The 26,656-nt window shown below is 71.8% G+C and carries 22 protein-coding genes; 13 read left to right on the forward strand and 9 right to left on the reverse strand.

Annotated elements, in window-relative coordinates; genetic code table 11:
• Positions 1–302: 302 nt before the first annotated feature.
• Positions 303–962 (forward strand): phosphoribosylglycinamide formyltransferase, encoded by a 660-nt coding sequence (purN, locus tag ACFVHI_RS14160; RefSeq protein ID WP_371518479.1) that lies wholly within the window; start codon positions 303–305, stop codon positions 960–962.
• Complete coding sequence (gene purH / locus ACFVHI_RS14165; RefSeq protein ID WP_063349027.1) at positions 959–2,536, forward strand: bifunctional phosphoribosylaminoimidazolecarboxamide formyltransferase/IMP cyclohydrolase; 1,578 nt, start codon at positions 959–961, stop codon at positions 2,534–2,536. Before purN ends, purH begins: the two co-directional genes overlap by 4 nt.
• A gap of 131 nt (positions 2,537–2,667) precedes the next feature.
• Here the strand turns inward: purH and ACFVHI_RS14170 are convergent, their stop codons facing one another.
• Positions 2,668–3,294: a hypothetical protein gene (locus ACFVHI_RS14170; protein ID WP_063349028.1), complete on the reverse strand. Its 627-nt coding sequence runs from the start codon at positions 3,292–3,294 to the stop codon at positions 2,668–2,670.
• Between the two features lie 549 nt (positions 3,295–3,843).
• On the opposite strand from ACFVHI_RS14170, the gene ACFVHI_RS14175 reads away from it, so the two are divergent.
• The 6 genes from ACFVHI_RS14175 (at position 3,844) to ACFVHI_RS14200 (ending at position 9,429) form a co-directional block, all read left to right on the forward strand.
• Positions 3,844–4,698 carry a bifunctional methylenetetrahydrofolate dehydrogenase/methenyltetrahydrofolate cyclohydrolase gene (locus tag ACFVHI_RS14175; protein ID WP_063349029.1) on the forward strand — a complete coding sequence of 285 codons (855 nt, stop codon included), beginning with the start codon at positions 3,844–3,846 and terminating at the stop codon, positions 4,696–4,698.
• Positions 4,699–4,733: 35 nt separating this feature from the next.
• Entirely contained in the window at positions 4,734–5,159 is a 426-nt protein-coding gene (locus ACFVHI_RS14180; RefSeq protein ID WP_063349030.1) for a DUF3017 domain-containing protein, read from the forward strand.
• Between the two features lie 204 nt (positions 5,160–5,363).
• Positions 5,364–6,356 carry a malate dehydrogenase gene (locus tag ACFVHI_RS14185; RefSeq protein ID WP_063349031.1) on the forward strand — a complete coding sequence of 331 codons (993 nt, stop codon included), beginning with the start codon at positions 5,364–5,366 and terminating at the stop codon, positions 6,354–6,356.
• Between the two features lie 125 nt (positions 6,357–6,481).
• Positions 6,482–7,807 (forward strand): hemolysin family protein, encoded by a 1,326-nt coding sequence (locus ACFVHI_RS14190; protein ID WP_063349032.1) that lies wholly within the window; start codon positions 6,482–6,484, stop codon positions 7,805–7,807.
• A 30-nt stretch (positions 7,808–7,837) separates the two neighbouring features.
• On the forward strand, positions 7,838–8,878 hold the full coding sequence (gene trpS, locus ACFVHI_RS14195) for a tryptophan--tRNA ligase (RefSeq protein WP_063351340.1): 1,041 nt from the start codon (positions 7,838–7,840) through the stop codon (positions 8,876–8,878).
• A 62-nt stretch (positions 8,879–8,940) separates the two neighbouring features.
• Positions 8,941–9,429, forward strand: a complete 489-nt coding sequence (locus ACFVHI_RS14200; protein ID WP_347878545.1) for a 2'-5' RNA ligase family protein — start codon at positions 8,941–8,943, stop codon at positions 9,427–9,429.
• A 20-nt stretch (positions 9,430–9,449) separates the two neighbouring features.
• Here ACFVHI_RS14200 and ACFVHI_RS14205 read toward each other — a convergent pair whose 3' ends face one another.
• Both ACFVHI_RS14205 and ACFVHI_RS14210 read right to left on the reverse strand, forming a co-directional pair.
• A complete protein-coding gene (locus tag ACFVHI_RS14205; protein WP_380338939.1) occupies positions 9,450–11,960 on the reverse strand; it encodes a CDP-glycerol glycerophosphotransferase family protein in 2,511 nt (836 codons plus the stop codon).
• 316 nt (positions 11,961–12,276) lie between these two features.
• On the reverse strand, positions 12,277–15,849 hold the full coding sequence (locus ACFVHI_RS14210; protein ID WP_380338942.1) for a CDP-glycerol glycerophosphotransferase family protein: 3,573 nt from the start codon (positions 15,847–15,849) through the stop codon (positions 12,277–12,279).
• 134 nt (positions 15,850–15,983) lie between these two features.
• On the opposite strand from ACFVHI_RS14210, the gene ACFVHI_RS14215 reads away from it, so the two are divergent.
• Both ACFVHI_RS14215 and ACFVHI_RS14220 read left to right on the forward strand, forming a co-directional pair.
• Entirely contained in the window at positions 15,984–16,982 is a 999-nt protein-coding gene (locus ACFVHI_RS14215; protein WP_079135826.1) for a glycosyltransferase, read from the forward strand.
• 54 nt (positions 16,983–17,036) lie between these two features.
• Complete coding sequence (locus tag ACFVHI_RS14220; protein ID WP_380338945.1) at positions 17,037–17,984, forward strand: YihY/virulence factor BrkB family protein; 948 nt, start codon at positions 17,037–17,039, stop codon at positions 17,982–17,984.
• A gap of 22 nt (positions 17,985–18,006) precedes the next feature.
• Here the strand turns inward: ACFVHI_RS14220 and ACFVHI_RS14225 are convergent, their stop codons facing one another.
• Positions 18,007–19,218: a D-alanyl-D-alanine carboxypeptidase family protein gene (locus ACFVHI_RS14225; protein ID WP_380338948.1), complete on the reverse strand. Its 1,212-nt coding sequence runs from the start codon at positions 19,216–19,218 to the stop codon at positions 18,007–18,009.
• A gap of 142 nt (positions 19,219–19,360) precedes the next feature.
• Between ACFVHI_RS14225 and ACFVHI_RS14230 the strand changes: the two genes are divergently transcribed.
• Complete coding sequence (locus tag ACFVHI_RS14230; RefSeq protein WP_063349038.1) at positions 19,361–19,618, forward strand: SCO4848 family membrane protein; 258 nt, start codon at positions 19,361–19,363, stop codon at positions 19,616–19,618.
• A 91-nt stretch (positions 19,619–19,709) separates the two neighbouring features.
• The gene (locus ACFVHI_RS14235; RefSeq protein ID WP_380338951.1) at positions 19,710–21,320 is read left to right on the forward strand and encodes a hypothetical protein; all 1,611 of its coding nucleotides are present in this window, start codon (positions 19,710–19,712) and stop codon (positions 21,318–21,320) included.
• Positions 21,321–21,386: 66 nt separating this feature from the next.
• Here the strand turns inward: ACFVHI_RS14235 and ACFVHI_RS14240 are convergent, their stop codons facing one another.
• The 4 genes from ACFVHI_RS14240 to sdhC are packed head-to-tail and all read right to left on the reverse strand — an operon-like array spanning position 21,387 to position 24,837.
• Positions 21,387–22,160, reverse strand: a complete 774-nt coding sequence (locus tag ACFVHI_RS14240) for a succinate dehydrogenase iron-sulfur subunit (RefSeq protein WP_063349040.1) — start codon at positions 22,158–22,160, stop codon at positions 21,387–21,389.
• Positions 22,160–23,902: a succinate dehydrogenase flavoprotein subunit gene (gene sdhA, locus ACFVHI_RS14245; protein ID WP_063349041.1), complete on the reverse strand. Its 1,743-nt coding sequence runs from the start codon at positions 23,900–23,902 to the stop codon at positions 22,160–22,162. Before sdhA ends, ACFVHI_RS14240 begins: the two co-directional genes overlap by 1 nt.
• A 54-nt stretch (positions 23,903–23,956) precedes the next feature.
• Positions 23,957–24,448, reverse strand: a complete 492-nt coding sequence (locus tag ACFVHI_RS14250) for a succinate dehydrogenase hydrophobic membrane anchor subunit (protein ID WP_063349042.1) — start codon at positions 24,446–24,448, stop codon at positions 23,957–23,959.
• A gap of 8 nt (positions 24,449–24,456) precedes the next feature.
• Entirely contained in the window at positions 24,457–24,837 is a 381-nt protein-coding gene (gene sdhC / locus ACFVHI_RS14255) for a succinate dehydrogenase, cytochrome b556 subunit (RefSeq protein ID WP_063349043.1), read from the reverse strand.
• Positions 24,838–25,091: 254 nt separating this feature from the next.
• Here sdhC and ACFVHI_RS14260 point away from each other — a divergent pair, with 254 nt between their 5' ends.
• A complete protein-coding gene (locus tag ACFVHI_RS14260) occupies positions 25,092–25,883 on the forward strand; it encodes a hypothetical protein (protein ID WP_380338955.1) in 792 nt (263 codons plus the stop codon).
• Between the two features lie 28 nt (positions 25,884–25,911).
• Here ACFVHI_RS14260 and ACFVHI_RS14265 read toward each other — a convergent pair whose 3' ends face one another.
• Positions 25,912–26,457, reverse strand: coding sequence for a 2-oxo-4-hydroxy-4-carboxy-5-ureidoimidazoline decarboxylase (locus ACFVHI_RS14265; RefSeq protein WP_380338984.1), 546 nt, complete (start codon positions 26,455–26,457; stop codon positions 25,912–25,914).
• Between the last annotated feature and the right edge of the window lie 199 nt (positions 26,458–26,656).

Below are 26,656 nucleotides of genomic sequence, written 5' to 3' on the forward strand. Positions count from 1 at the left end.
GCCGGTCCTCAGGCGGCCTGCCCGCTGCGCGGGTGCCGGGAGGGCCCGTGCCCGGGGCGACTCCGCTGTGCGGGCCGGAGGAGATCCCCGTCTCAACTACGCGCGTAGCGCCGCCGGGAGGGTGCGGAGGCCGTCCGACCAGCCGTTATCGTGGTGACGGTCAGCAGCTCGCAGAGGTTCCCGGGTGCCCGCGTCGCGGTGGGTTCTCCTGGTGTTCCCCCTCGCTCGACCTGCCGTTCGTAGTGGCCCCACCACCGGTGGACGTACCAGCGGGCGGCGCCCGACCTACGGAGAATCGCGCAGTGGCCGCCGCCCCCGCCCAGCTCTTCCCGCCCCGTACGCCCGGACCGGCCCGCCTGGTGGTGCTGGTCTCCGGTTCCGGCACCAATCTGCAGGCGCTGCTCGACGCCGCAGCCGATCCGGCGTACGGCGCCGAGATCCTCGCCGTGGGTGCGGACCGCGACGGCATCGCGGGCCTGGAGCGGGCCGAGAAGGCGGGCCTGCCGGTCTTCGTCCACCGGGTGAAGGACTTCGCCGACCGGGCCGACTGGGACCGCGCGCTGACCGCCGCCGTCGCCGCCCACGAGCCGGACCTGGTGGTCACGGCCGGGTTCATGAAGATCCTCGGCCCCGAGTTCATCGCGGCCTTCGCCGGGCGGATCGTCAACACCCATCCCGCACTGCTGCCCTCCTTCCCCGGCGCCCACGGCGTCACCGACGCGCTCGCGTACGGGGTGAGGGTCACCGGCTGCACCGTCCACCTGGTCGACGCCGGGGTGGACACCGGGCCGATCATCGCGCAGGGCGTCGTCGAGGTTGTCGACGCCGACCACGCCGATGGCGGCGAAGCGCTGCACGAGCGCATCAAGACTGTCGAGCGCAAGCTGCTCGTCGACGTCGTGGGCCGGCTGGCCCGCGAGGGCCACCGCATCGAGGACCGAAAGGTATGGATCCCGGCATGAGTGCCAGCTCCACCACCCCCCCTGTCTCCGAGAACATCCGTCCGATCCGTCGTGCGCTGATCAGCGTGTACGACAAGACCGGTCTGGAGGAGCTGGCCCAGGGCCTGCACGCCGCCGGGGTCGCCATCGTCTCCACCGGCTCCACCGCCGGCCGGATCGCCGCCGCCGGCGTCCCGGTGACCGAGGTCTCCGAGCTGACCGGCTTCCCGGAGTGCCTGGACGGGCGCGTGAAGACGCTGCACCCCCGCGTGCACGCCGGCGTGCTCGCCGACCTGCGGCTGGAGTCGCACCGCGCGCAGCTGGCCGAGCTGGGCGTCGAGCCCTTCGACCTGGTCGTGGTGAACCTCTACCCGTTCAAGGCCACCGTCGCCTCGGGCGCCACCCCGGACGAGTGCGTCGAGCAGATCGACATCGGCGGCCCGAGCATGGTCCGCGCCGCCGCCAAGAACCACCCGTCGGTGGCCGTGGTGGTCGACCCGGCCCGTTACGTCGACGTGCTGCGGGCCGCCCAGGAGGGCGGCTTCGACCTGGCCACCCGCAAGCGCCTGGCCGGTGCGGCGTTCGCGCACACCGCCGCGTACGACGTCGCGGTCGCCTCCTGGTTCGAGGCCGGCTACGCGCCGAGCGACGAGCGGTTCCCGGAGTTCCTGGGCGCCACCTGGGAGCGGCAGAACGTGCTGCGCTACGGCGAGAACCCGCACCAGGGCGCCGCGCTGTACAGCGACGGCAGCGGCGGCCTGGCCGGCGCGGAGCAGCTGCACGGCAAGGAGATGTCGTACAACAACTACGTCGACACCGATGCTGCCCGCCGCGCCGCGTACGACCACGCCGAGCCGGCCGTCGCGATCATCAAGCACGCCAACCCGTGCGGCATCGCGACCGGCGCGGACGTCGCCGAGGCGCACCGCAAGGCGCACGAGTGCGACCCGGTCTCGGCGTACGGCGGCGTGATCGCGGTCAACCGCCCGGTCACCGTCGAGCTGGCCGAGCAGATCGCCCCGATCTTCACCGAGGTCGTGGTGGCCCCCGGTTACGAGGACGGCGCCGTCGAGGTGCTGGCCCGGAAGAAGAACCTGCGGGTGCTGCTGGCCCCCGAGGCGCCGGCCAACCGCCAGGAGCTGCGCCCGGTCTCCGGCGGCGTGCTGCTCCAGGACGCCGACCGGGTGCAGGCCGAGGGCGACGACCCGGCGAACTGGCGGCTGGCCACCGGTGAGGCGCTGTCCGAGGCCGAGCTGGCCGAGCTGGCCTTCGCCTGGCGGGCCTGTCGGGCCGTCAAGTCCAACGCGATCCTGCTGGCCAAGGACGGCGCCTCGGTGGGCGTCGGCATGGGCCAGGTCAACCGGGTCGACTCCTGCAAGCTCGCGGTCGAGCGGGCCGGGGAGCGGGCCAAGGGCGCGTACGCGGCCTCGGACGCGTTCTTCCCGTTCGCGGACGGCCCTGCCATCCTGATCGCGGCCGGCGTCAAGGCGATCGTCCAGCCGGGCGGTTCGATCCGGGACGAGGAGGTCGTCGCGGCGGCCGCCGAGGCCGGGGTGACGATGTACTTCACCGGTGCGCGGCACTTCTTCCACTGATCGCGTTCCACCGCTCGCCCGGCGCACCGCCCGGGTGACGGCATGACAGAGCGGCCCGGCTCCTCCGGAAGGGGAGCCGGGCCGCTCGTCGTCCGATCGGCTCGGACCGGGCCGGTCAGTGGTGCGGCCGGTCAGTAGCGCGGCCGGGCGAACCAGGCGACGCCGTCCTTGACGCTCATCCCGACGATCATCGTGATCGAGACCGCGAGCCACATCAGCGTGAAGACGATGCCGACCGGGTTGGCGTTGTTGGCGAACGAGCCGGCCAGTCCCAGCAGGCCGAGCAGCGCGCCGAACGATCCGTACACCAGGGTGGTGATGCGGACCGCGGGCCCGCCCTTGCCGAACTTCACGCCCAGCGTGATGGAGAAGGCCGCGAACAGCGCGCACACGATGCCGACGACCACCAGCACGCCGGCCGCCGCGTTGCCGAAGCCGTTGAACGGGTCGCTCCCGTCGATCTGCTGGGCCCGGTTGGTGACCTCCTTGGCCGCCGCGGCGGCTATCAGGTAGATGCCGCCACCGATGATCTGCACGGCGCCGATGATGAACAGCAGCACCCGAGTGGTGACCACCAGGCCCGGCATGTTCTGCGGGACGGCCGGCGGGTAGCCGTAGCCCGGTCCGCCGTAGCCCGGCGCGGGCGGCGGGTAGCCGTACCCGGCCGGCGGGGCCTGCTGGGGGTAGCCGTAGCCGGGAGCCTGCGGCGGCTGGCCGTACGGGTTGTTCGGGTTGTTCGGGTCGGGCGGGTAACTCATCGATGCCTCCGGGCAGTTGCGGGGACGTGGGGACGGGACGGAGGGCCCGGTTCCGGTTGGCGAGTCGGGTCGCCGGTGGAACGGGACGCTAACGGAGGGGAGTGACAGCCCGGAGCGGATCCGGGCGCGGCCGGCTCAGGCGCGCGGTGAGAGCGCTGAGAGCGGTGAGAGCAGTGCGAGCGGAGTCGTCGACGGGCCCGTTGCGGGCAGGACGGCGCCGCAGTGGTCGGGCGGCTCGGTCTGAAGTGGTCGGCTCACGTGCTCTTTCCCCCGGGTACGCCCCCGCCGGGTGTCCGTCGGCCCGTCACCGGGCCGGGTCGCGGCAGGGAATGCCCGCATATCGTCAACCGGACGGCGGGGCCGTGTCCAGCCGGTTCCGCGCGCCGGACCGAGACTGTGGCGCAACCGCAACGTGGTCCGGGCCTTCCGTACCCGTCCGAACCCGTCCGACCGCAGGACGGGAGGACGACGGGGGCCGGCGGGAGGACGACGGGGGTTCGAAGACGGGCCCTGGTACGGCGGCTTGCCGCGATCCGGGAGAATGGGGTCATGACTGCCCAGATTCTCGATGGCAAGGCCACCGCCGCCGCGATCAAGTCCGAACTCGCCGCCCGCGTGGCGGTCCTCAAGGCGAAGGGCGTCACGCCCGGCCTCGGCACCGTCCTGGTCGGCGACGACCCGGGCAGCCGCTGGTACGTCAACGGCAAGCACAAGGACTGCGCCGAGGTCGGCATCGCCTCGATCCAGCGCGAGCTGCCCGCGACCGCCACCCAGGAGGACGTCGAGAACGTCGTCCGCGAGCTCAACGCCGACCCCTCCTGCACCGGCTACATCGTCCAGCTGCCGCTGCCCAAGGGCCTGGACCAGAACCCGGTCCTGGAGCTGATGGACCCGGACAAGGACGCCGACGGCCTGCACCCGACCTCGCTCGGCCGGCTCGCCCTGGGCATCGAGGGGCCGCTGCCGTGCACCCCGCTGGGCATCGTCGAGCTGCTGCGCCGGCACGACGTCGAGATCAACGGCGCCGAGGTGGTCGTGGTCGGCCGCGGCGTCACCGTCGGCCGCTCGATCGGCCTGCTGCTGACCCGCCGCAGCGAGAACGCCACCGTGACCCTGTGCCACACCGGCACCCGGGACCTCGGCTACCACCTGCGCAAGGCCGACATCATCGTGGCCGCCGCGGGCGTGCCGCACCTGGTCAAGCCGGAGGACGTCAAGCCGGGCGCGGCGGTGCTGGACGTGGGCGTCAGCCGCAGCGAGGGCAAGATCGTCGGCGACGTGCACCCGGGCGTGGCCGAGGTGGCCGCCTGGATCTCCCCGAACCCCGGCGGCGTGGGCCCGATGACCCGCGCGATGCTGCTCAACAACATCGTCGTGGCGGCCGAGCGCCGCGCCGGCGTCTGACCCCGCGACCGACACCACCACGAGGGACGGCGAGCATGACGGAACCGCGACCGGCGCGGACCCCGCGCAGGCCGGTCAAGACCACCGGCACCCTGCCGCCCGAGGGCGCGGCCGCAGCCCTCGGACGCGACCACACCCTGCCGGTCCGGCAGTGGCCGATAACGCTGGTCCTGCTGGTGGTCGGGGCCGGCCTCGCGGTCACCTGGTTCGCCGACTTCAAGGACGGCTTCAAGTACGGGCTGCTGATCCTCGGCTGCGGGGTGCTGCTCGGGGCCGTCCTGCGGCTGGTGCTGCCCGAGGTCGGGATGCTGGCGGTGCGCAGCCGCTTCACCGACGTGATCGTGCTGACCTTCCTGGGAGCGTCGATCGTGCTGCTGACCCTGGTGGCGCAGCCGAACCCGTGGCTGGAGATCCCGTTGCTCGACAACATCGGCAAGTTGATCGGCCGGCCCAAGCACTGACGCCGGGGTGACCGTGACGGCCCCCGCCCTGCGAGCCAGGGCGGGGGCCGCCGTCCGTTGTGACGCATCAGCCAGGCCCGCACCCGCGGCGTACGCTTCCCTTTGCGATAACCTGACGCCGGTCTCTCGATGTCGAGAGACCATCCTCGGCTCCAGCGCGCCGGTGTGCCTGGGGCACCTGGCGATCTGCTGGAGAAGGTAGAAATGACCCGCACCCCCGTCAACGTCACCATCACCGGAGCGGCCGGCCAGATCGGCTACGCGCTGCTCTTCCGCATCGCCTCGGGCCACCTGCTCGGTGCCGACGTCCCGGTGAACCTGCGCCTCCTGGAGATCCCGCAGGGCCTCAAGGCCGCCGAGGGCACCGCCATGGAGCTCGTCGACTGCGCGTTCCCGCTGCTGCGTGACATCACGATCACCGCCAACCCGAACGAGGCCTTCGACGGCGCCAACGTCGCGCTGCTGGTCGGCGCCCGTCCGCGCACCGCCGGCATGGAGCGCGGCGACCTGCTGCAGGCCAACGGCGGCATCTTCGGCCCGCAGGGCAAGGCCATCAACGACCACGCCGCGGACGACATCAAGGTCCTGGTCGTCGGCAACCCGGCCAACACCAACGCCCTGATCGCCCAGCGCAACGCCCCGGACGTCCCGGCCGAGCGCTTCACCGCGATGACCCGCCTGGACCACAACCGCGCGGTCGGCCAGCTCTCCGTCAAGACCGGTGCGCCCGTCTCCGACATCAAGCGCGTCACCATCTGGGGCAACCACTCCGCCACCCAGTACCCGGACATCTTCCAGGCCGAGATCGCCGGCAAGCCGGCCTTCGAGGCCATCGGCAGCGACCAGGCCTGGCTGGACGAGACCTTCATCCCGACCGTCGCCAAGCGCGGCGCGGCCATCATCGAGGCCCGTGGCGCCTCCTCGGCCGCCTCGGCCGCCAACGCCGCCATCGACCACGTGTACACCTGGGTCAACGGCACCGCCGAGGGCGACTGGACCTCCATGGGCGTCGTCTCGGACGGCTCCTACGGCGTCCCGCAGGGCCTGATCTCCTCCTTCCCGGTCACCACCAAGGCCGGCAAGTTCGAGATCGTCCAGGGCCTGGAGATCTCCGACTTCTCGCGCGCCCGCATCGACGCCTCGGTCAAGGAGCTGACCGAGGAGCGCGACGCGGTCCAGGAGCTGGGCCTCATCTGAGCCCCGCAGCACAGCTTTTCCCGACGGCCCGCCGTCTCCTTCCCGGAGGCGGCGGGCCGCCGTGTGACCGGCCGCCGCCCCTTCTTCCACTCCCCGGGTGCCGGCCGGTCCTACACTGACCCGCTGTGAACGAAACCCTCGGGGACGCTCTGCTCGTCCTCGTCTTCATCCTGCTGGGCGGGCTGTTCAACGTCGCCGAGATCTCGCTGATCTCGCTGCGCGAGGGCCAGATCCGGACGCTGGAGGCGCTCGGCACCCGGCGGTCCGCCCGGGCCGCGCACCTGGCCGCCGACCCCAACCGCTTCCTGGCCGCCGTCCAGGTCGGCGTGACCTGCATGGGCTTCCTGTCCGCCGCCTTCGGCGCGGACACCCTGGCCGGCAAGGTCGCCCCGCTGTTCGTCCGGGCCGGGCTCACCGAGGGCGTCGCCGACGCGATCGCCCTGGTCGGCCTCACCCTGGTGATCAGCTACGTCTCGCTGGTGCTCGGCGAACTCACCCCCAAGCGGATCGGCCTGCAGCGGGCCGAGTCGATCGCGGTGATCGCGGCCCCGGTGGTGGACGTGATGTCGGTGGCGCTGCGCCCGGTGATCTGGCTGCTCGGCCACTCCACCAACCTGATGGTCCGCCTGCTGGGCGGCGACCCGGCCGCCGGCCGTGGCTCGATGAGCTCCGAGGAGCTGCGCGGCCTGGTCGCCGCCAACACCGAACTCGGAAGCGACGAACGGGCGTTGATCGCGGACGTGTTCTCCGCCGGGGAGCGGCAGCTGCGCGAGGTGATGGTCCCGCGCACCGAGGTGACCTTCCTGGACGCCGAGCGCCCGCTGGCCGCCGTCCGGCACCAGGCGGACACCTCGCCGCACTCGCGCTACCCGGTGGTCGAGGGCAGCGCCGACGCCGTGGTCGGCTTCGTGCACGTCCGCGACCTGTACGGCGCGCGCGGCGAGCAGGCCGCCAAGGTCCGCGACCTGGCCCGCCCGGTGAAGCTGCTGCCCGGCACCAAGCGGGTGCTGGAGGCGATGGGCGAGATGCGCCGCGAGGGCCACCACCTGGCCATCGTGGTGGACGAGTACGGCGGCACCGCCGGGATCGTCACCCTTGAGGACCTGGTCGAGGAGGTGATCGGCGAGATCCGGGACGAGTACGACCGGCCGGAGACCGCCGCCACCCGCCGGCTGGTCGGCGGCGGTATGGAGCTGGACGGCCTGCTCAACCTCGGCGACTTCACCGAGGAGACCGGCGCCACCCTGCCCGAGGGCCCGTACGAGACGGTGGCGGGCTGCCTGGTCGCCTCGCTCGGCCGGCTGCCCCGGGAGGGCGACCAGGTGCGCGTCCCGGTCGAGGGCGGTGGAGGGGTGCTGCTGACGGTGGCCAAGTTGGAGGGCCGGCGGATCGCCCGGGTGAGGGTGAGTGCGGTCACACTGGCGGAACCTCCTGGGGCGGACGTTTCCTGAGCGCCCGGTGGAACTGGAACAATGGCCCGCATGGTCAACGCAGCGGTCACTGGTCCGGTCAAGGACCGTCCCCGGGTTCTCTCCGGCATCCAGCCCACCTCCGGCTCGTTCCACCTCGGCAACTACCTGGGCGCGGTGCGCCAGTGGGTGGACCTGCAGAAGGAGAACGACGCCTTCTACATGGTCGTCGACCTGCACGCGATCACCGTCTCGCAGGACCCGAAGGAACTGCGCGAGAACACCCGGGTCTCCGCCGCCCAGCTGCTCGGCGCCGGCCTGGACCCGGAGCACTGCACCCTGTTCGTCCAGTCGCACGTGCCCGAGCACGCGCAGCTCGCCTGGGTGATGAACTGCCTCACCGGCTTCGGCGAGGCCTCCCGGATGACCCAGTTCAAGGACAAGTCCGTCCGGCACGGCGCGGACAGCACCACGGTCGGCCTGTTCACCTACCCGGTGCTCATGGTCGCGGACGTCCTGCTCTACCAGGCGGACGCCGTCCCGGTCGGCGAGGACCAGCGCCAGCACCTGGAGCTCACCCGCGACCTCGCCGACCGCTTCAACACCCGCTACAGCCCGACCTTCACGGTGCCGAAGCCGTACATCCTCAAGGAGACGGCGAAGATCCAGGACCTCCAGGACCCGGGCGCCAAGATGAGCAAGTCCGCCTCCTCGGACAAGGGCCTGGTCAACCTGCTGGACGAGGCGAAGGTCAGCGCCAAGAAGTTCAAGAGCGCCGTCACCGACACCGGCACCGTCGTCTCCTACGACGAGGACGGGAAGCCCGGCGTCTCCAACCTGCTGCGCATCCACTCCGCGCTCAGCGGCCAGTCGATCGACCAGCTGGTCGCGCACTTCGAGGGCAAGATGTACGGCGCCCTGAAGACCGAGCTGGCCGAGCTGTTCACCGAGTGGGTCACCCCCTTCCAGGAGCGCACCCGCACGTTCCTGGACGACCCGGCGGAGCTGGACAGGGTGCTGGCGATCGGCGCCGAGAAGGCCCGCGAGGTGGCCGCGCAGACGCTGGAGACGGTGTACGACCGGGTCGGCTTCCTCCCGGCCGCCAAGCGGTGACTCCCCTCACACGCCTGCCCGATGGTGACGGTCTCCCCGAGGCCGTCACCATCGGCGTGTCCGTGAGCGTTCCGGATCCGTACGGTGCGCAGATCCAGGACGCCCGGGCCGGGCACGGCGATCCGCTGGCCCGGTCGATACCGACGCACGTCACCCTGCTGCCGCCGACCGAGGTGCCCGCCGAGGCGCTGCCGAAGATCGAGGAGCACCTGGCGGCGGTGGCGGCCGCGCACCGGCCGTTCCGGATGCTGCTGCGCGGCGCCGGCACCTTCCGCCCGGTCTCCCCGGTGGTGTTCGTCCGGGTCGAGGAGGGCGCGCAGGAGTGCCGGCTGCTGGAGGCGGATGTCCGCTCCGGCCCGCTGGCCCGCGAGCTGGCGTTCCCGTACCACCCGCACGTGACGGTCGCGCACGGCCTGCCGGACGACGCGCTGGACCAGGCGTACGCGCAGGCGCGCGGCTTCCGGGCGGCCTTCCCGGTGCCGGGCTTCGGCCTCTCCCGCTTCGACGCGGACGAGGTCTGGCGGCCCTGGCGGAGCTACCTGTTCTCCTGAACTACCGCCCTGATCTTCAACTACCGTACTGACCTTCCGAGTTCGAGCATCCGGTCGACCACCCGGCGGGACGCGCCGCCGTCGTCCAGGACGCAGTGCTCGGCCCGGAAGCGCCGGTGGCGCTCCGCGTACCCGGGCGGCAGGGCCGCGCCGGTGTCGGCGAGTTCGCGCAGCGCGCCGAGCAGTCCGGCCGAGGTGGGGACGAGCGGGCCGGGGGCCTGCGGTTCGAAGTCGAAGTAGAAGCCGCGCAGGGTGTCGCGGTAGTGCTCCAGGTCGTAGGTGAAGAAGAGCACCGGGCGGCCGGTGACGGCGAAGTCGAACATGATCGACGAGTAGTCGGTCACCAGGACGTCCGCGACCAGCAGCAGTTCCTGCGGGTCGGGATAGTCCCCGCAGTCGTACAGGAAGCCGTCCCCGGCACCCGGCAGCGGCTCGCGGACGTGCGCGTGCGGGCGGATCAGCAGCACGTGGTCCCGGCCGAGCAGGCGCCGGGCGTGGTCGAGGTCCAGCCGCAGGCCGAGCCGGAAGCCGTCGCCGTCACCGCGCTGCTGATCCTCGCGCCAGGTCGGCGCGTACAGCACGATCCGCTTGCCGTCCGGGATGCCGAGCCGACGGCGGACGGCCGCTGCGGCGGCCTCGTCGGGGCGGGCGAGCACGTCGTTGCGCGGGTAGCCGGCCTCCAGGATCTCGCCGTCGTAGCGGAACGCGCGGCGCAGGATCGGGGTGGCGAACGGGCTGGGGGAGAGCAGCAGGCTCCACTGCGGGGTCTCCCGGTCGAGCGCCTCCAGGTAGCCGTGGTCGGCCAGCCAGGGGTTGTCGACGTCGTGGGCGATCCGCTTCAGCAGCGAGCCGTGCCAGGTCTGGAGCACCACCTGGCCGGGGCGGCGCTCCAGGAAGTCCGGGAAGTGCGTGTTGCCGACCAGGTACCGGCAGGTGGCCAGCGCGCGGTACCACTCCGGGCTCCAGATCCGGACGGCCCGGACCCCGGGCGGCAGTTCGGCCTGGGCGTCGTCGACCACCCAGAGGTGCTCCAACGGCGCGCCGCGGCGGGCCAGTTCGGCGTGCACCGCGCGCGGCGAGTCGGCGTAGCCGCGGCCGCCGAACACGTCGTACAGCACGGCCTCGCGCAGCGGTTCGCGGCGGGCGGCGGGGTAGTGGACGGCGCGCTGGCGGCTCTGCGTCCAGGCGCTGCGCTCGGTGGGGGTGAGCACCGGGGTGGAGTCCACCAGCAGGGTGTCGTGCCAGCGGCGCTGGAGCAGGATCCGCTTGCCGCCGGCCGTGGTGGCGGCGGGCAGCGTGGGAAGGGCGGCGGGTGCGGCGAGCAGCGGGCGGCTCGGGCCGGGCCGCCCGGCGGGCGTCAGCGCGGCCTCCCAGATGCCTTTGCGCAGGGGCAGCGCGGTGCCGTCGGCGCCGGTGCGGGCGGCGGGCAGCAGGACCTTGAAGCGGCCGTCCTGGTCGGCCTCGACGGGGGAGCGGACCTCGCTCGCGGTGCCGGTGTGCCGCAGGACGAGTTCCAGCCGGTCCGCGGCGCGGTCCGGGCAGCGGCCGGTGAGCTCGAAGCCGCCGGCCCGGACGGCGATCCGCTCGACCAGGCCGGCCGCGGGCTGGACGCACAGTTGGAGCCGGCCGTCGGCGAGGTGCTTGAGGTAGAGGGCGCGGTCCGGGGTGTCGGGCAGCCGGTGCTGGCCGGCGACCGGGCCGCCGCGCTCGTCCGGGCAGAGCTGCTCGGTGCTGCCGTCGGGGTGCAGGAACTCGGTGTCCCAGTGCTCCAGTTCGCCGCTGCCGCGGCCGTCGGCGGTGAACGGCCGGTACGGCAGGTGGACGGCGAAGGTGTTGCCGGTGCGGGCGACCGGCCGTTCGATCACGGCGTCGCTCTGCCGGTGGCGCAGCCGCAGCACGGTGCCGGCCGGGCAGGAGTCCGCGCTGCCGCGCAGGTCGAGGCCGTCGGCGGTGGGGGTGGCGTGGGTGAGCCGGATGCCGGGGCGTTCGAGCAGCAGCCGCAGTCGCCCGTCGGCGAAGTACGGCTGGAGGCGGACGTCGTGGTCCACCCAGTGGGCCGGCGGGTACTCGCCGGAGCCGCACCAGTGCGGGGCGAGGGCGCCGTACCGGCGGCGCAGCCGGGTGGGGCGCGGGCGGGTGAACAGGGTGGTCTCGATCTGCCAGTCGCCGAGCAGCCAGTCGGTGCCGTGGCGCAGCCGGCCGGGCTCGATCAGGGCGGTGAAGCCGGACCAGTCGTGGTTGAACTCGGGCTGGGCGCTGTCGTCGGTGACTTCGGGCAGCCGGCGGGGCCGGGAGCGCAGGTGGACGGGCGGCCGGGTCCCGTCGGCGTGGCGCAGGGTCAGCCAGGTCCAGGCGGAGCCGGGGCGGCCGGTGTCGAGGTCGTCCGGGCGGGCGAAGCCGGTGAGTTCCAGGCCGCGGCCGGTCCAGCGGGCGCGCAGCAGGCCGAAGGTGACGTCCTCGTCGGCGGCGGGCTGGTCGGTGCTCACACGGGGGTCGGCGTGCGGAAGGACGAACCGTGTGAGCGCAGGCATGGCGGGGGTCCTTCGGGACGGGGGCCGGGCCATGGGCGGTGGACCGGGGCCGCCGGACCGATGCCGAGAGGAAACCGGGGCCGAATTCATATCCCATACCGGAACGCCGTCCGGGTCAACAGTGCGAACCGGGGAATTTCCCGTGAAATTCGCTGACAAACACTAGTTCGAGTGCAATGTACAGGCAAAGACCAGGGATATTGTCAGGGAATTCCCAGGAAAGCGCAGAGGCGCCCGACGCGGTTCGCGTCGGGCACCTCGGTGGGGCTCTCGGGGGTGCTGCGGGCCACCCCGTGTTACTCGGTGCTGCTCGGCACTACTCCGCGCGGAGCATCGCGTCGACCACCCGGGCGGAGGCCTTGCCGTCGTCCAGGTCGCAGTACGCCGTGCGGAACGCGGCGGCCTTGTCGGCGTACTCGGCCGCGACCTCGCCGACCCGGCCGAGCGCGTCGACCAGTTCCTCGGAGGTGGCCAGCAGTGGGCCGGGCGCCTCCGCCTCGAAGTTCAGGCTGAAGCCGCGCAGGTTGTCGCGGTAGTGCTCCAGGTCGTAGGTGAAGAACAGGATCGGCTTGCCGGTCGCGGCGAAGTCGAACACGCTGGCCGAGTAGTCGGTGATCAGCACGTCGGCGATCAGCAGCAGCTCCGCCATGTCGGGGTAGCTGCCGACGTCCCAGATGTAGCCGTTGCCGGCGCCCGGGATCTGACCGCACATCATGCTGTGTCGGCGCACCAGCAGCACCTGGTCGTCGCCGAGCGCGGCCTTGGCCGCCGCCAGGTCGAGCCGCAGGTCCAGCTGGTACCCGCCGTTCGGCCGGCGCCGGTCCTCGCGCCAGGTCGGCGCGTAGAGCACGACCTTCTTGCCCTCGGGCAGGCCGAGCCTTTCGCGCACCTGTTCGGCGGTCTTCTCCCGGTCGGCCGCGAAGAGCAGGTCGTTCTTCGGCGAACCGCTTTCGAGGATCTCGCCCTTGTAATCGAACGCGCGTCGCAGGATCGGGGCCGACCAGCTGTTGCCGGCCGCCAGCAGACTCCAGCTCGGCACCTCCCGGGCGAGGCCCTTCAGGTAGTTCGCGTCCGTGAACCAGACCTTCTCGAAATCGAGGCCGATCTGCTTCAGCGGGCTGCCGTGCCAGGTCTGCAGGACCACCTGGCCGGGGCGGCGGACGAAGAAGTCGGGCAGGTGGGTGCTGGTGACGATGTACTTGGCGGTGGCCAGCGCCTCGAACCACTCCGGGCTCCACAGCCGGATCGCGCTCGCCGACTGCGGCAGATCGGCCTGGAGGTCGTCACTGCCCCACAGGTGCTCCAGCGGCAGGCCGCGGCGGACCAGCTCCTCGTGGACCGCCCGCGGCGAGTCGGCGTACAGGCCGCCGAGGCCGACGTTGTACAGCACGGTGTCGCGCACCGGGTGCCGGCGGGCGTTCGGGTAGTCGACGAACCGCAGCTGGCGCAGCCGGTAGCCGCTGCGCTCCTCCGGCAGCAGCGCCGAGTGCGACTCCAGGGAGAGGCCGTCGTGGTGGCGGCGCTCCAGCACGATGCGCTTGCCCCGGGACTCCACCTCCAGCGGCATCGCGCCGAAGCAGTCCGGCGAGATCAGCGCGTACGAGCTCGGAAGCTCCTCGGCCACGGCGCCGACCGGGCGGAAGAAGACGTTCCAGGTGCCCTGGGCGAGCGGCACCCGGCCGGCGAAGGAGGCCGTCGGCACGGCGGGCAGCGCGGTCCGGAACCGTCCGTCCGCGATCTCCACCGGGTAGACGTGCTCCTCCTCGCGCCAGTCGTGCCGGACCACCAGCTCCCAGCGGTGTGCGCCGGACAGCGGGAACGAACCGCTGAGCAGGAAGCCGTCCGCACCGCGGGCGGAGACCTCGTCCACCACCGGCTGCAGCAGCTGGTCGGAGAACTGCAGGTACCCGCTGGGGGAGGGCTTGGAGTAGAGCGCCCGGCGCTGGTCGACCGGGGCGTCCGGGTTGAGCGGCAGGTGCAGCTGCGCCGGGGCGTTGCGGTCGTCCCAGGTCACCGGGACGGTGCTGCCGTCGGCCAGGACCAGCGCGGTGTCCCAGCGGTCACGGCCGCGCTCGGCGGCCACCGGGTCCAGCTCGGCCCAGGCCTCGCGGAGGGCGGTCAGCTCGGCCACCGGGAAGGACACGCTGAACGGCTGCAGGCTGCCGACCGGCGCGCCCAGCTCCAGCGGGAAGGCCAGCTCGCGGTCGGACTCGACGTGGGTGAGCCGCAGCCGGGCCCCGGCGAAGCTGGAGCCGGAGCGGGCCGCACCCGACACCTCGACCCGGCCGCCGTGCGAGGCCAGGCCGGTCACCCGGGCCTTGACCGTCTCCACCCGCAGGTAGACGGAGCCGTCCCGGACCCACGGCACGATCCGCACGTCCGGCTCGACCCAGTGCGCCGGGATGTACTGCGCGGTGTCGCTCCAGCCGGCCCAGACCCGGCCCTTGTAGACGCCGCCCTTGCCCGCGCCGGCCACCAGGACGCGCCAGTTGCCGTCCTTCCACTGGCCGCGGTGCTTGAGCTTCTTCGGGTCGACGCCGACGGTGAAGCCGGCCCAGTCGCAGCTGTACAGGTCGTGGTGGCAGCTGGCGGTGGCCTCGGGGCTGTACTGGGTCTTCATCGGCACCGCGATCACCCGGCGGCCCTTGGCCTCGCGCAGCACCAGGGTGCGGACCATGTCGTGCTTGCCGGCCGCGCCCAGCTGCTCCGGGTACGCGTGCCCGGTCAGCTGCAGTCGCCCGCCGACCCAGGCCGTCTCGTACAGCCGGCTGCGCATGACCAGCGAGTTGTCCAGCTTGAGCACGCCGGACGGCACGCTCTTGCGCCCGCCGCGCAGGAACGGGTAGTCGGCGTACGGGCGCAGCAGACCGCGGGCCTGGACGCCGCCGTTGCTCTCGCCCTCGTACTTGATCTGCTCGACGAACTCGTCGATCCGGCCCTGGAGGGTCAGGTGGTACTTGAGCCGCAGCGGCGCCCGCAGCTTGCGGACCTGCTCGGGGCCGATCGCCCGCAGCAGCCGACTGACGTTCTTGATGTAGGCGTCCCGGTACTCCTTGTCGCCGTCCACGACGGACCAGAAGAACATCGGGATCTCCTCGACGAGGGTGTTCTCGTCGTAGGAGCGCAGGTACTGGGCGAAGCGCGGATCGGTCTGCTTGCGCAGCCAGCCGCGGACCAGCTCGACCGAGGTGACGCGGTCGATCAGGCCCTTGGGGTTGGTGCGCATCTGGGTGATCGACATCTCGCCGACCTCGCGCTCGCGCCAGTGGTAGATCGGCTCGCAGAGCACGTCCACGCTCTTGGCGAGGTAGTGGTGCGGCACGCTGACCGGCGCGTCCTCGTACAGGATGCCCTCGGGGTAGAGGATGCCGGCCGCGTCGAAGAAGGAGCGGCGGTACACCTTGTTCCACGCGGTGCGGTCGGTGACCAGCGCCGGGACCTCGGTGATGTGCGTCTTGAGCTTGGTCTCCCTGAACGGCCGCGAGTGGCCGCCGGACTGGTAGTAGCCCACCGCGCGGAACCGCAGCACGTTGCCGGTGGCGAAGTCCGAGCCGGTCTCGTCCAGGGTGTTGATCATCAACTCGTACGCGCTCGGCGGCATCGAGTCGTCACTGTCGACGAAGCACAGGAACTCGGCGTCCGGGTCGATGTGTCGGATGCCGGTGTTGCGGGCCGCGCCGAGGCCCTTGTTCACCTGGCGGACCAGGCGGAACCGCGAGTCCTTGGCCGCGTACGCCTCGGCGAGGGCCGCGCTGTCGTCCTTCGAACCGTCGTCGACCATGACGCACTCGAAGTCCGTGAAGGTCTGGGCGGCGATCGAGTCGAGGCATTCGACCAGGTAACGCTCGACGTTGTAGATCGGAACGACGATGGAGAGGCGGGGAGCCATCGGCTACGCAGGCCTTTCTCGGGAAGGAGCGTGGCAGCCCGGTGAGGGCCTGACCGCACTTTGGATCGGTGCGTACGTGCGCACCGATCCTACCTCCGGGCCATGGGGCCCTTCGGGGCCACTACGCTGGGCCCGTGCCCCGCTTCAGCGTGATCGTTCCCGTGTACCAGGTCGAGGACTACCTCGTCGAGTGCCTCGACTCGGTGCTCGGCCAGGGCGGCCCCGACCTCGAACTGATCGCGGTGGACGACCGTTCCCCGGACGGCTGCGGTCGGATGCTCGACGAGGCCGCCGCCGCCGACCCGCGGATCCGGGTGCTGCACCTGCCCGAGAACGTCGGCCTCGGCCGGGCCCGCAACGCCGGCCTGGAGGTCGCCACCGGGGAGTACGTGGTCTTCCTCGACAGCGACGACACGCTCACCCCCCAGCTGCTCAAGAGCGTCGACGACCGGCTCGCCGCCACCGGCGACCCGGACGTCCTGGTCTACGACTACGCCCGCACCTACGCCGACGGCCGGATCACCCGGGCCGCCTCCGCCCACGTGTTCGGCGCCGCCTCCCCGGACGTCTTCGACCTCGCCGCCCGCCCCGACCTGCTCGACCTGCTCCAGGTGGTCTGGAACAAGGCCTACCGCCGCGACTTCGTCACCGCCCAGCAGCTGGTCTTCCCGGCCGGCTACTACGAGGACACCCCCTGGACGTACCCGGTGCTGCTCGCCGCGGCCCGGATCACCCTGCTCGACGAGGTCGGCGTGCACTACCGCCAGCGCCAGGAGGGCGGCAACATCCTGGCCACCGCCAGCCGCAAGCACTTCGACGTCTTCGCCCAGTACGACCTGGTCTTCGCCTTCCTGGACCGCCGCCCCGACCTCGACCACTGGCGCCCGGTCGTCTACGGCCGGATGCTGCACCACCTCAACACCGTCGTCTCCAAGCCCGGCCGGATCCCGCCCGGCGACCGCCGCGAGTACTTCCGCCGCGCCGCCGCCCACTGCGCCCGGCTCCGGCCGGCCGGCTACCGCCCGCCGCCCGGCGTGGACGGCGTGCGCACCGAACTGCTCAGCCACGGCCGCTACGGCGCCTACCAGGCCGTCCGCGCCCTCGCCCGGGCCCGTCGCCTGGTGAAACGCTAGAGACTGCGCCGAGCCTGACGGCCATTCGGAGGACGGACCGGTATAACCGGTCGGGTGGACTTCCTGACCCGCCTCCCGGTCATCGGCCCGCTCGTCACGTGGGTGCTGCGCAGCCGCCCGTACCGGGTGTACGAATACTTCTCCGCGGCCCGGGGCAACCGGCTGGCCGGTGCGGTCACCTTCTTCGGCTTCCTCGCCCTGTTCCCGCTGCTCACGGTGGGCCTGGCGATCGCCGTCTCGACGCTCAGCAGCAGCCAGGTGGCGGACCTGCAGAAGCACATCTCCGACCAGCTGCCGGGCATCTCGCAGGCGCTCAACCTGCCGTCCCTGGTGGCGAACGCGGGCGCCGTCGGACTGGTCAGCGGGGCGCTGCTGCTGGTCTCCGGCCTCGGCTGGGTGGACACCATGCGCACCTCGATCCGGGACGTCTGGCAGCTGCCCGACGACGACACCAACGTGGTGCTGCGCAAGGCCTGGGACTGCGCGGTGCTGGGCGGCCTCGGCGTGGTGTCGCTGATCTCGGTGGGCGCCTCCACCGCCGGGACGACGCTGGCCGGGCGGATCGCCGACTGGACCGGCCTGCGCAGCGGCTACCTGCTGACCGGGGTCGGCGTGCTCATCGCCATAGCGTGCGACACGCTGCTCTTCGCCTACCTGCTGGCGCCGTTCCCCGGGATCGGCGGCCAGCGCCGGCGCGACGTGCTGCAGGGCGCGCTGATCGGCGCGGTCGGCTTCGAGCTGCTGAAGGTCCTGCTCGCCTCCTACCTCGGCTCCGTCGCCGGGAAGAGCCTGTACGGCGCCTTCGGCGTGCCGGTGGCGCTGCTGCTGTGGATCAACTTCGTCTCCCGGCTGCTGATGTACTGCGTGGCCTGGACGGCGATGGCCGATCCGGTGGCCGCCCGGGAGCGCACCCGGGAGCACGCCCGGGCGCTGCTGGCGGCGGCCGACGAGGCGCAGGCGGCCGCGGACACGACGGCGGCCCGGCCCCGGGAGGAACCCTGAGGCCGGGCCGTCCGTCCGGCCGTCACCAGCCGGCCGCTCCGCGGCGTCCGCGCCGCAGGACCAGCACCCCGTAGCCGGCCGCGGCCGTCACCAGCACGACGGCCAGCCAGCCGCCGAGGCCGAGCCCGTCGTCCTCGGCGGCGGCGGGGGTGGCAGTGGGGGTGGTGCCGGGCCGGGTGGCGGGGGTGGAGTCCGGCGGGGGCGCGCCGGCGGTGCCGCCGGCCTGGCCGCTCGGCTCGCCGTCCGGCGGGAGTTCGTCGACCAGCTTGCCGACCGGCTGCACCTTTCCGGCCGCCGCGAAGCCCCAGTCCAGCAGGGCCGCGGTCTCGTCGTAGACCTTCTGGTAGCTGTCCGGGTGCATCACGGTCACCAGCAGGGTGCGGCCGTTGCGTTCGGCGGCGCCGACGAAGGTCGAGCCGGCGTTGGTGGTGAAACCGTTCTTCACGCCGATCAGGCCGGGGTACTTGCCCAGCAGGCGGTCCGTGTTGGCGATCCCGAAACTGCCGCGCTGGCCGGTGTTCTTGTCCACCGCGCCCGGGAACATCGCCTGCCGGGTGGCGCAGTACATCCGGAAGTCGGGGTTGCGCAGGCCGGCCCGGGCGAACAGCGACAGGTCGTAGGCCGAGGAGAGCTGCCCGTCCATGTCGTAGCCGTCCGGGGAGATCACCCGGGTGTCCCGGGCCTGGAGGGCGTCGGCGCGGGACTGCATCTCGACGACGGTCTGCTCGACGCCGCCGTTCATGTGCGCCAGGACGTGCACGGCGTCGTTGCCCGAGCTCAGGAACACCCCGCGCCACAGGTCCTCGACCCGGTATTCCAGGTTCTCCTTGATGCCGACCAGGCTGCTGCCCTCACCGAGCCCGAGGATCTCCTCGTCGGCGACCTTGTGCACCGTGCTGCGGTCGAACTTGGGCAGCACGGTGTCGGCGAAGAGGATCTTCAGGGTGCTGGCCGGGGCGAGCCGCAGATGCGGGTTGCTGGCCGCCAGCACGTCGCCCGACGTGGCGTCGGAGACTATCCAGGACTCGCCGGTGAGGTCCCTCGGCAGGGCCGGGGCTCCGGCCAGCGGCGAGACCTGGACGCCGGAGCGCCCGAGCCGCTCGCCGCCGACCACGGAAGCGGCCGGGGGCGGCTCCTGCGGGGCGGCGACCGCCCCCGGGGCGGCTAACAGGGCCGGGAGGACCGCGGCGGTCGTGACGAACAGATGCGCGAATTTCTGACGACGTGTGGACACGCGCAGACCGTACCCACTTCGGGGCATCCGCTGTGCGCCACACCGGGCCGGTCCTCCGTACGAGGGGCCCGCCCTACGCCGATCGGCGGTCCGCGCATACTGGGGGACGCACCCCGCCTCCCCACCCCCGACGAGGACCGCCATGAAGCTCAGCCGCCGCACCTCCTGGTTCCTGACCGCCTTCGGCGTCTGGTCGATCATCATCTGGACCACCTTCGTCAAGAACCTCTGGAAGGACTCCGGCGGCCAGGCCTTCACCAACGGCGACCACTCCCAGCCCACCGCCTTCTTCTGGATCCACCTCCTCCTCGCCGTCACCTCCTTCCTCCTCGGCATCGCCGTCGGCGCCATCGGCCTGCGCGGCCTCCGCGCCACCCGCCGCACCCCGGCCACCGACTGAATCTCCGTTGCCGCTGTCGGTCCCCACTGGAAAGATCCTCACCGCTCGTACACGTAACGAGATCTCTCGATCAAAGGGGTGGGGTACCTCCATGACACTTCGGCATGCCCGCAGACTCGGCGGGGTGACGGCGGCCGCGATCGCGGCCGGCCTGCTCACCGCGCCCGGCGCCTTCGCCGCCGACACCGCGCCAGCCGTCCTCGGCACCAGCCAGGGCAGCGAGTACCGCGCCGACGCCTGCGACTCGACCACCGACCCGAGCTGGGTCGGACGGACCACGAACGGCCCGACGCTCAACGCCAAGGTCACCGGCACCGGTGCCCGGTTCGGCGTCTGGGACGAGACCACGGGCGCCCAGGCCCCGGTGTTCACCGGCGAGGCCCAGGCGTACGGCCAGCAGGCCAAGGTCGCCGTCCCCGGCCTGGTGGACGGGCACGGCTACGCATGGCACGCCTGGGCCGTGCAGGACCAGCAGGCCTCCGCCCCGTCGGCGGACTGCCACTTCCGCGTGGACACCACGAGCCCGACCGCCACGGTCTCCTCGCCCGACTTCCCGGCGAGCGGCACCGCCACCAAGTACGCGGGCCAGATCGGCACCTTCGTCCTCAAGGGCGTCGACCCGGCTCCGGCCGGCGGCGCGGCTTCCGGCATCGCCTGCTTCCGGTACAGCTTCTCCACGCTGGGTGTCGGCGGCTGCTCCTCGCCGAACGCCGTTCGGCCGAACGACGACGGAACGGTGTCGTTGCCGCTGAAGGTGCGGAACTGGGGCACCAACATCCTCAACGTCCAGGTGATGGACAACGCGGGCAACGTCAACGTGGCGTCCTACACCTTCTACGCCCCCTCGAACCCGAACCCGCCGCAGGCCCTCGGCGACATCGACGGCGACGGCGTTCCGGACATCCTGCTTCCGGACTCCGCAGGCAACCTCCAGATCATCAGCGCCGGCTCGGCGAGCACCACGCCGACCGCGACGATCCCGGCCAACTGGTCGCCCAACCAGAATTCCTGGACCAACGTCCAGGTCATGCACCGGGGCTGGGACGACTCCCACGCGCCGATGGACGACCTGCTGATGCACGAGGGCGGATCCGGGGCGCTGTACTTCTCCAGCAACCAGGACTACGGCTCCTTCACCGGAGGCCGGCTCTCGGTCTCCCGGCCGAGGGCGTGCCAGAACGCCTCCGGTAAGGCGACCGCCTGCCCCGGGGGCTACGCAACCGACTGGCACAAGGCCGATCAGCTGGCCCTGATCGGTTCCTTGGACGACTCGACGGTCTCCTCACTGGTGACCATCGAGGAGGGCAACCTCTGGTTGTTCACCGACCCCGGCTTCTCGTACGCGCTGAGGAGCGCTCGTCAGCTCACCACCACCGGTGACTGGGCCGGCTACGACCTGATCGCCCCCGGCCCGGACGCCGCCGGCAACCTCGCCCTGTGGGCGCGCGACCGGGCGACCGGTGACCTGCACGCCTACCCGGTCCCGAAGAAGGCCGACGGCACCTTCGACTTCTCCGCGCTCGCGGACCCGAAGGCGAACGTGGTCGCCACCGGCTTCACCACCGCCGCCTACCCGACCCTCGGCAGCTCGGGCGACGGTGACGGGGACGGCATGCCGGACCTGTGGGCCGTGACCGCCGACCGGCACCTGGTGACCTTCAGCGGCTGGTCCGCCCCGAAGGACCTCGGCGCGCTGCGCTGAGCCCACGGCGAAGGCCCCCGTCCGATCATCCGATCGGACGGGGGCCTTCGCCGTGTCAGGCGGAGATCAGAAGCGGCGGGTGACCAGCGCCCGCTTCACTTCCTGGATCGCCTTGGTGACCTCGATGCCACGCGGGCAGGCCTCGGAGCAGTTGAAGGTGGTGCGGCAGCGCCACACGCCCTCACGGTCGTTGAGGATCTCCAGGCGCTGCTCGGCGCCCTCGTCGCGCGAGTCGAAGATGAAGCGGTGCGCGTTCACGATCGCGGCCGGGCCGAAGTACTGGCCGTCGTTCCAGAACACCGGGCAGGACGACGTGCACGCGGCGCACAGGATGCACTTGGTGGTGTCGTCGAAGCGCTCGCGGTCCTCGGCGGACTGCAGGCGCTCGCGGGTCGGGTCGTTCCCCTTGGTGATGAGGAACGGCATGACGTCCTTGTACGCCTGGAAGAACGGGTCCATGTCCACGACCAGGTCCTTGAGGACCGTGAGGCCCTTTATGGCCTCGATCGTGATCGGCTTCTCCGGGTCGACGTCCTTGATCAGGGTCTTGCACGCCAGCCGGTTGCGGCCGTTGATCCGCATGGCGTCGGAGCCGCAGATGCCGTGCGCGCAGGAACGGCGGTAGGTGAGGGTGCCGTCCTGCTCCCACTTGATCTTGTTGAGCGCGTCCAGGACGCGCTCCTTCGGGTCGAGCGTCAGCTGGTAGTCGACCCACACCGGGTCCGGGTGCTCCTCCGGGTTGAACCGGCGGATCCGGAAGGTGACGGTGATCAGCTCGACGCCGCCCGCCTCGACCGCGTCCAGAGCGGCCGAGTGCTTCTCCACGGTAGGAGTGCTCATCAGTACTTACGCTCCATCGGCTGGTAGCGGGTCGTGACGACCGGCTTGTAGTCGAGGCGGATGGAGGTGCTGCCGTCGGCGGCGACCTCCTGGTACGCCATGGTGTGCTGCATGAACTTCACGTCGTCACGGGTCGGGAAGTCCTCGCGGTAGTGGCCGCCGCGCGACTCCTCGCGGGCCAGCGCGGAGACGGCCAGCACCTCGGCCAGGTCGAGCAGGTTGCCCAGCTCGACGGCCTCCAGCAGGTCCGTGTTGTACCGGAAGCCCTTGTCCTGGATCGAGACGTTCTTGTAGCGCTCCTTCAGCGCGGCGATGTCCTCGACCGCCTGCTTCAGGGTGGCGCCGGTGCGGTACACCATCGCGTTGGCGTCCATGGTCTCCTGCAGCTCCTTGCGGATCTGCGCCACGGACTCGGTGCCGGCGGCCTCGCGCAGGCCGTCGACCAGGGCCTGGACCTTCTCGGCCGGGTTCTCGGGCAGCTCGACGAACTCGTGCACGTTGGCGTAGTCGGCGGCGGCGATGCCCGCGCGACGGCCGAACACGTTGATGTCCAGCAGCGAGTTGGTGCCCAGGCGGTTGGCGCCGTGCACGGACACGCAGGCGACCTCGCCGGCCGCGTACAGGCCCGGGACGACGTCGGTGTTGTTGCGCAGCACCTCACCCTCGACGTTGGTCGGGATGCCGCCCATGGCGTAGTGCGCGGTGGGCTGGATCGGGATCGGGTCCGTGTAGGGCTCGATGCCGAGGTAGGTGCGGGCGAACTCGGTGATGTCCGGGAGCTTGGCGTCCAGCTGCTCCGGCGGCAGGTGGGTCAGGTCCAGGTAGACGTGGTCGCCGTCCGGACCGCAGCCGCGGCCTTCGCGGATCTCGGTGTAGATCGCGCGGGAGCAGACGTCACGGGACGCGAGGTCCTTCATGACGGGGGCGTAGCGCTCCATGAAGCGCTCGCCGTCCTTGTTGCGCAGGATGCCGCCCTCGCCGCGGGCGCCCTCGGTGAGCAGGATGCCCATGCGCCAGATGCCGGTCGGGTGGAACTGGAAGAACTCCATGTCCTCCAGCGGCAGGCCGCGGCGGTACACCAGGGCCTGACCGTCACCGGTGAGGGTGTGGGCGTTGGAGGAGACCTTGAAGAACTTGCCGGTGCCGCCGGAGGCGAACACGACGGACTTGGCCTGGAAGACGTGGATCTCGCCGGTGGCCAGCTCGTAGGCGACGACGCCGGCCGTCTTGCCCTCGTTGATCAGCAGGTCGAGGACGTAGAACTCGTTGAAGAACTCGACGCCGTGCTTGACGCAGTTCTGGAACAGCGTCTGGAGGATCATGTGACCGGTGCGGTCGGCCGCGTAGCAGGAGCGGCGGACGGGGGCCTCACCGTGGTTGCGGGAGTGCCCGCCGAAGCGGCGCTGGTCGATCCGGCCCTGCTCGGTGCGGGAGAAGGGCAGGCCCATCTTCTCCAGGTCGAGGACGGCGTCGATGGCCTCCTTGCACATGATCTCGGCGGCGTCCTGGTCGACCAGGTAGTCACCACCCTTGACCGTGTCGAAGGTGTGCCACTCCCAGTTGTCCTCCTCGACGTTGGCGAGGGCGGCGCACATGCCGCCCTGGGCCGCGCCGGTGTGGGACCGGGTGGGGTAGAGCTTGGTGAGGACGGCGGTGCGGGTGCGCTGCGTCGACTCGATGGCCGCGCGCATGCCGGCGCCGCCGGCGCCGACGATGACGGTGTCGTACTGGTGAATCTGCATGGGGGTTCTAACTCGCCTCTGGCCTCTGCCGATTGCCGATTAGATGCTTTGTCGTCAGATGTTGGGGTCGAAGGTGAAGATCACCAGGGTGCCGAGCAGCACGGTGAAGACCGTGGCGGTACCCATGAGCCCCTTCAGCCAGAGCCGGGTCGAGTCCTTCTCGGCGTAGTCGTTGATGACCTGCCGCATGCCGTTGGCGCCGTGGAGCATGGCGAGCCAGAGCATCGTGAGGTCCCAGACCTGCCAGAACGGCGAGGCCCAGCGGCCGGCCACGAAGGCGAAGCCGATCTTGGAGACGCCGCCGTCGAGCACCAGCATGATGAGCAGGTGCCCGAGGATCAGGACCACGAGGACGATGCCGGACAGGCGCATGAAGAGCCAGGCCAGCATCTCGAAGTTGGTGCGGGTGCGGCGCGGGGTCTTCGGGGTCCGCTTGCGCGGCGGCTCGATGACGAACGCGTCCGCCGGGTTGCCGGTGCCGAGGCCCTTGCCGGTGTGCGCGTGCGCGGAGGGGACGACCAGCGCGTCGGAGTATTCCGTGGACATGTGTCAGCTCACTTCCCGAACCAGGAGATCAGCGTGTGCTGCAGGATCCCGTAGAAGGAGCCGGCCATCAGCACGACCCAGACCGCCACGACGGTCCAGAGCATCTGCTTCTGGTACTTCGGGCCCTTGGACCAGAAGTCCACGGCGACGACCCGCAGGCCGTTGAGGGCGTGGAACAGGATGGCGGCCACCAGGCCGTACTCCATCAGGTTCACGAGAGGAGTCTTGTACGTCTGAATGACGGTGTCGTACGCCTCGGGCGACACTCGCACCAGAGCGGTGTCCAGGACATGGGCGAACAGGAAGAAAAAGATGAGGACGCCGGTGACTCGATGAGCCACCCAGCTCCACATGCCTTCCCGGCCGCGGTACAGCGTTCCAGCCGGCACGGAAAAACCCTCCGGAAGCGATTGGGGGCTCGGCCGGCTTCGGTGTCGGTCAGCCCGGCCAGGTACGGTCCACCGGCCGCCAGCATCCTATCGACGCTGCGTCGGGAACCGCCTCCGGGGGTCTCAGGTGTGATCAATCAGGCACGACTGGCCTAGCCGGACGGGAACCGGCGGCGCTTTGGTCGCTCTGGGTGACGGCTCGACTGCGTTACGGTGGCGGCCCGCTCCGCCGCCGACACCCTGCCGAGGCCCCCGTGCCGCTTCGCCCCGTCCGACCGTCCGCCGCCGCCCTCGCGGCCCTGCTGCTGCTCGCCACGGGCTGCACCACGGTCGGCGGCTCCTCCGCGGACCGGGCCGGGCCCGGCCGCGAGCTGTCCGCGGCCGAGCTGCGGGCGGCCGCGGTGGCCGGTGCCGACCTCGGGGCGGGCTACACGGTGACGGTGATGACGCCAGGCCACGGCGACACCGGGGCGGGCGCGGGGCGGGAGGTCGCGGACGTCCCGGCCTGCCAGCCGCTGCTGGACGCGGTGACCCCGGCCGCCTCGGCCGCCCCGACCGGCGCCGGCACCGCCTCGGCCTCGCCGGCCCCGGGCTACCCGTACGCGGAGACCGACCTGAGCGTGGCCCGGACCGCCGACCCCAGGGGTGGCGTGTACGGCGGCCTGCTCGGCTACCGGACGGGGCGGGCGGCCGTGCTCCAGACGGAGCTGGAGAAGCTGTTCGGCCCGTGTGCCGCGTTCACCTCGATGGCCCCGGCGCCGCCGGCCGAGAAGCCGGGGAGGAAGGCGCCGATCCGGACCAGGCACCGGCTGAACCGGGAGGACACGCCCACCCCCGGGGGAGCGGACGCCGCGCTCGGATTCACCCTGACGAATGAATCGGGGAGCGCGGTGCTCTCGCAGCGTGCAGTGCTGGCCCGGATCGGGCCGGCGCTCGCGGTGTTCACCACCTTCGGGGTCGCCGCCGAGCCGGCCGCCGCGCCGGACGAGGTGATCGTCCGGCAGCAGGTGGCCAAGCTGCGGGCCGCCCAGGCGAAGAAGAAGTAGCGGGCGGGATGGAGGAGACGGCGGCTGCTCAGCGCGCCCCGGCCTCCGAATGGGTGGCGACCAGGTGCTCCAGTCGGGTGAGGGCGATCCGGCGGAGCTCGTCCGCCGCGATCAGCCGCTCCTCGTCCGGGTCGTTGGCCAGCCGGGTGCGGATCGAGGAGAGCACGGTGTCGAGCATCTCCTCCGGGGCCACACCCTCCAGGCAGACCACGAAGACGTGGCCGAACCTGGCCTCGTACGCGGCGTGGGCGGCCCGCAGCGCGGTGTGCGCGGCCTGGCTGCCCGGTGCCCGCATGCCGAGCAGCGGTTGCGGCATCCAGCTCTCGTCGGCGAGCGCCTCGGCCAGGTCGGCCGGGCGGAGGTCGTAGGAGGCCTCGCTGGCGGCGGCCAGCAGGGACTCTATGTCGGGGTAGGGCCGGTGCGCGGTGAGCCGCAGGGCCCAGCGGTGGCTGCCGCAGCAGGCCAGGAGGGCCTCCTCGGCGGCGCCGGCATCGGCTTCGTTGAAGCGGTGCAGCCCGAGGAGGGTCGGCTCGGAGCTTGGATCGAGCCGCTGTGGCGGGATGTCGCTGGCCAGCGGGTCCTCCTCGTGAGGGCGGGAAGGTGCCGGTGAAGTGGGGTGGGGTGGAGCAGCTGAAGTATGGGGGCTGCGGGCGGCGTCACGGCGCCGGTCGGGCAGCTCCTCAAAGGTAGTTGAGCCGTCATCAGTTGGGGAGGGCGCGCGCGGAATTCATCCGGACGAGCTATCAAGTTGTGACGTTGACATCTTTGCGTCA

Origin of the sequence: Kitasatospora sp. NPDC127121 (assembly GCF_042677305.1) — a bacterium.
Taxonomy (GTDB): Bacteria; Actinomycetota; Actinomycetes; order Streptomycetales; family Streptomycetaceae; genus Kitasatospora.

Coding starts and splice junctions, on each gene's coding strand:
- ACFVHI_RS14175 (WP_063349029.1), top strand. CDS start 3,844: ATGACTGCCCAGATTCTCGATGGCAAGGCCACCGCCGCCGCGATCAAG.
- ACFVHI_RS14210 (WP_380338942.1), bottom strand. CDS start 15,849: ATGGCTCCCCGCCTCTCCATCGTCGTTCCGATCTACAACGTCGAGCGT.
- trpS (WP_063351340.1), top strand. CDS start 7,838: ATGGTCAACGCAGCGGTCACTGGTCCGGTCAAGGACCGTCCCCGGGTT.
- ACFVHI_RS14250 (WP_063349042.1), bottom strand. CDS start 24,448: ATGTCCACGGAATACTCCGACGCGCTGGTCGTCCCCTCCGCGCACGCG.
- ACFVHI_RS14185 (WP_063349031.1), top strand. CDS start 5,364: ATGACCCGCACCCCCGTCAACGTCACCATCACCGGAGCGGCCGGCCAG.
- ACFVHI_RS14170 (WP_063349028.1), bottom strand. CDS start 3,294: ATGAGTTACCCGCCCGACCCGAACAACCCGAACAACCCGTACGGCCAG.
- sdhA (WP_063349041.1), bottom strand. CDS start 23,902: ATGCAGATTCACCAGTACGACACCGTCATCGTCGGCGCCGGCGGCGCC.
- ACFVHI_RS14230 (WP_063349038.1), top strand. CDS start 19,361: ATGAAGCTCAGCCGCCGCACCTCCTGGTTCCTGACCGCCTTCGGCGTC.
- purH (WP_063349027.1), top strand. CDS start 959: ATGAGTGCCAGCTCCACCACCCCCCCTGTCTCCGAGAACATCCGTCCG.
- ACFVHI_RS14235 (WP_380338951.1), top strand. CDS start 19,710: ATGACACTTCGGCATGCCCGCAGACTCGGCGGGGTGACGGCGGCCGCG.
- ACFVHI_RS14205 (WP_380338939.1), bottom strand. CDS start 11,960: ATGCCTGCGCTCACACGGTTCGTCCTTCCGCACGCCGACCCCCGTGTG.
- ACFVHI_RS14240 (WP_063349040.1), bottom strand. CDS start 22,160: ATGAGCACTCCTACCGTGGAGAAGCACTCGGCCGCTCTGGACGCGGTC.
- ACFVHI_RS14180 (WP_063349030.1), top strand. CDS start 4,734: ATGACGGAACCGCGACCGGCGCGGACCCCGCGCAGGCCGGTCAAGACC.